Origin of the sequence: Actinophytocola sp. (assembly GCF_045807065.1) — a bacterium.
Classification (GTDB): Bacteria; Actinomycetota; Actinomycetes; order Mycobacteriales; family Pseudonocardiaceae; genus Actinophytocola.
Genome location: NZ_JBJMIE010000194.1, coordinates 1 through 3,179 on the forward strand (window position 1 = coordinate 1; position 3,179 = coordinate 3,179).

Here is a 3,179-nt window from a genome sequence, read left to right on the forward strand (position 1 = left end):
GACGTGACCACAGCACTGATCTACCTGGTCGTCATGATGCTCGTGGCGGCCGTGGTCTTCCTGCTGTCCTCGGTCGTGTTCGGGCGGGGCGAGGAGCTGCCGGCGCTGCCGCCGGGCGCCTCGCCCACGCGCCTGCCCTCGGCCGGGATCACGGCGGAAGACGTGCGCAACGTCCGGTTCCAGCTGGTCGTGCGCGGCTACAAGATGTCCGAGGTCGACTGGGTCCTGCGCCGGATAAGCGGGGAGCTGGAGGACTTGCGGGCCGAGGTGGACGAGTTACGCGAGCGCCTGGCCTCGGTGCCCTCGTCCGAGCAGAAATGACGGCCGCGCTGCCCGGTGCGGACGGCGTGCCCCGCTGCCCGTGGGGCAACTCGACGGAGGACTACGCCGCCTACCACGACGAGGAGTGGGGCGTCCCCGTGCATGGCGAGTCCGCGCTGTACGAGCGGCTGTCGCTGGAGGCGTTCCAGTCGGGCCTGTCGTGGCTGACGATCCTGCGCAAGCGCGAGGCGTTCCGCCGCGCGTTCGCCGCCTTCGAGCCGAAGAAGGTGGCCGAGTACGACGAGACCGACGTCGAGCGCCTGATGAACGACGTCTCGATCATCCGCAACAGGGCCAAGATCGAGGCGACGATCCGCAACGCCCACGCGATCGCCGAGCTGGACGTGCCACTGGACGACCTGCTGTGGTCCTTCGCCCCGAACACGCCGAAGCGGAAGCACCCGAAGCTGACCTCGGAGATCCCCGCCATCACCCCGGAGTCGAAGGCGATGGCCAAGGAGCTGAAGAAGCGCGGCTTCGCGTTCGTCGGCCCGACGACGGCCTACGCCATGATGCAGGCGACGGGCATGGTGGACGACCACCTGGCCAGCTGCTGGCGCGCGAACCCATGACTACGATCGGCCCGCATGACGGCCGATGATCAGCTCGAACAGGTGCACCTGCTGCGGCGGCAGGGACACACGCCGAAGCAGATCGCCCGCAGCCTGGGCATCAAGCCGGCAGAGGCGTCGCGCCTGGTCCGCGCCGCGGCGGCGCGAGCCGAGGTGGCCGCGCCCGCGCTCGTCGGCTGCTGGATCAGCCCGACGTGGAGTACCGGACTGGGCCTCGGTGACCACCCGGACTGGCCCGTGCACGGCGACACGACGGCCGACACGGTCGGCACGGACGGCCTGGTGGCGGTGCTCGTGGCCCGCAGGCACCGGCACGACAAGGTCTCGGTCTGCGGTTACCTCGCCGACGTCTACTGCCTCGGTGTGAAGAACGCCCTCGGTCCGATGGTCATGGACGAGCTGGACCTGCGGAGCTTCCGCGGCGAGTTCTTCGCCGGCTACCACGGCGAGCCCCTCGATGCGCCCATCGAACTGGCTCGCGAGATCGTGTTCGGCTCCCTCGCTTTCGCGCGGGGGCTGGGTTTCGAGCCGCACCCCGACTTCGCGGCCGCCGAGGAGCACCTCGGCGAATGGACCGGGCCGAGCACCATCACGTTCGGCAGGGACGGCAGGCCGCTGTACGTCGCCGGACCGGGCGACAACCCCGGGTCGGTCATCCGCAGGCTGGAAAGCGCGGTGGGCGAGGGCAACTACGACTACGTCGCGGTTCCCGTCTAGCACAGCCCGCGCCGGCCGCCGACGCGGTGAAGGACGCCTGGCTCACGCAAGCCGTGACGAAGGACGTCCTCCTCGCGCCGGGGCCGACGAAGCACCAGCGGGCCGGCGGCGCCGCCGGCCCCGTTTTCCGCACCTGATCGAGTTCTGGCTGATCACGAGCTTGAGCCGGAGCAGCGTCCCGATCCATGCTCGAGTTCTGGCTGACCACAAGCTTGGAGCCGGAGCAGCGTCCCGATCATCACCGCAGGTCGGCGGTCCATGTGCGGAACACCCGGCTAGCGGGCCAGCGGGGTCGCCTTCTGGGTCGCGGCGGCCAGTTGCCGGAACTCCGACTCGGGAGCGCTGCCGGTGATCAGCACCACGGCACCGTCCAGCTCTGCGACCCACGCCGGCTCGTCGCGCCGGCTCGGGTAGGTGGTCCAGGTCACGCCGTCCACCTCGACCGAGCCGTCGGCGGCCGGAGTCCTGGCCTGCCCGGTCTCCTTGACGAGCACGTCCGCCGCCGCCGCGCCGGACTGGGAGAGCTGCAGGTACTTGCCCGACGCGGTCAACCAGCCGACCCGCACGACCACCTCGCCGGCACCCACGGGGGACGTGCTGGTCGAGTTCGCCCGCCAGCCCTTCGGCACGGCGGGCTCCCGCACGGGGAACGGCACCGAGCCGGCCGCCCGGGTCAGCGCCGCGGACGCGTCGGCCGACGGCACCGACGCCTGGTCCACCGAGGGCCGGCCGGGGCTGAACGAGCAACCGCCGAACCATGCCAGCACCACGCCGATGATCAGCAGGAGCACGACGACGGCGCCGACCATGTCGCGCATCCGCAGTCCGGCCCGTCCGGGGTGTCCGCCTTCAGCCACGTCACCCATGGTCCCAAACCCGCAGAGACGACCCTCACGCCGCTCACGTAACCACCGGCATCCCGAAATCTGGGAGGATCTGACTGTCCGTTGGCAGGCGCGGAGGAGGCGGCGATGACCACGACCCAGACCACCGGCCAGGACCGGCGGCCGGAGGAGCCGGACCGCAACCTCGCGCTGGAGCTGGTCCGGGTCACCGAGGCCGCCGCCATGGCCGCGGGCCGCTGGGTCGGCCGCGGCGACAAGAACGGCGGCGACGGCGCGGCGGTCGACGCGATGCGCAAGCTGATCGGCACCGTCTCGATGCGCGGCGTCGTGGTCATCGGCGAGGGCGAGAAGGACCAGGCGCCGATGCTGTACAACGGCGAGCACGTCGGCAACGGCGAGGGCCCGGAGTGCGACGTTGCCGTCGACCCGATCGACGGCACCACCCTGATGGCCAAGGGCATGCCGAACGCGATCGCGGTCCTCGCGGCCACCGAGCGCGGCGCCATGTTCGACCCGTCGGCCGTGTTCTACATGGAGAAGCTGGCCGTCGGCCCGGAGGCGGCCGACGTCATCGACATCACCGCGCCCGTCGCCGAGAACATCCGTCGCGTGGCGAAGGCCAAGCAGACGGACGTGTCCGACGTGACGGTCTGCATCCTCGACCGCGCCCGGCACGCGGACCTGGTGAAGGCGACCCGCCAGGCTGGCGCCCGCATCCACTTCA

General features: G+C 71.2%; 5 protein-coding genes. 4 read left to right on the top strand and 1 reads right to left on the bottom strand.

Going from position 1 to position 3,179, the window contains the following annotated elements:
- Positions 1–3: 3 nt before the first annotated feature.
- The 3 genes from ACJ73U_RS11230 to ACJ73U_RS11240 are packed head-to-tail and all read left to right on the top strand — an operon-like array spanning position 4 to position 1,610.
- Entirely contained in the window at positions 4–321 is a 318-nt protein-coding gene (locus tag ACJ73U_RS11230) for a DivIVA domain-containing protein (RefSeq protein ID WP_407777512.1), read from the top strand.
- Positions 318–893 carry a DNA-3-methyladenine glycosylase I gene (locus tag ACJ73U_RS11235; protein ID WP_407777508.1) on the top strand — a complete coding sequence of 192 codons (576 nt, stop codon included), beginning with the start codon at positions 318–320 and terminating at the stop codon, positions 891–893. Before ACJ73U_RS11230 ends, ACJ73U_RS11235 begins: the two co-directional genes overlap by 4 nt.
- A 15-nt stretch (positions 894–908) precedes the next feature.
- Positions 909–1,610, top strand: a complete 702-nt coding sequence (locus ACJ73U_RS11240) for a helix-turn-helix domain-containing protein (RefSeq protein ID WP_407777509.1) — start codon at positions 909–911, stop codon at positions 1,608–1,610.
- 275 nt (positions 1,611–1,885) lie between these two features.
- Here the strand turns inward: ACJ73U_RS11240 and ACJ73U_RS11245 are convergent, their stop codons facing one another.
- On the bottom strand, positions 1,886–2,467 hold the full coding sequence (locus ACJ73U_RS11245) for a DUF4245 domain-containing protein (RefSeq protein WP_407777510.1): 582 nt from the start codon (positions 2,465–2,467) through the stop codon (positions 1,886–1,888).
- 114 nt (positions 2,468–2,581) lie between these two features.
- Here ACJ73U_RS11245 and ACJ73U_RS11250 point away from each other — a divergent pair.
- Positions 2,582–3,179: fructose-bisphosphatase class II (locus tag ACJ73U_RS11250; protein WP_407777511.1), on the top strand; the 598-nt coding region annotated here is incomplete at its 3' end.

Excerpts from the sequence above, each read along its gene's own strand:
- ACJ73U_RS11235 (WP_407777508.1), top strand. The coding sequence starts at position 318 with ATGACGGCCGCGCTGCCCGGTGCGGACGGCGTGCCCCGCTGCCCGTGG.
- ACJ73U_RS11240 (WP_407777509.1), top strand. The coding sequence starts at position 909 with ATGACGGCCGATGATCAGCTCGAACAGGTGCACCTGCTGCGGCGGCAG.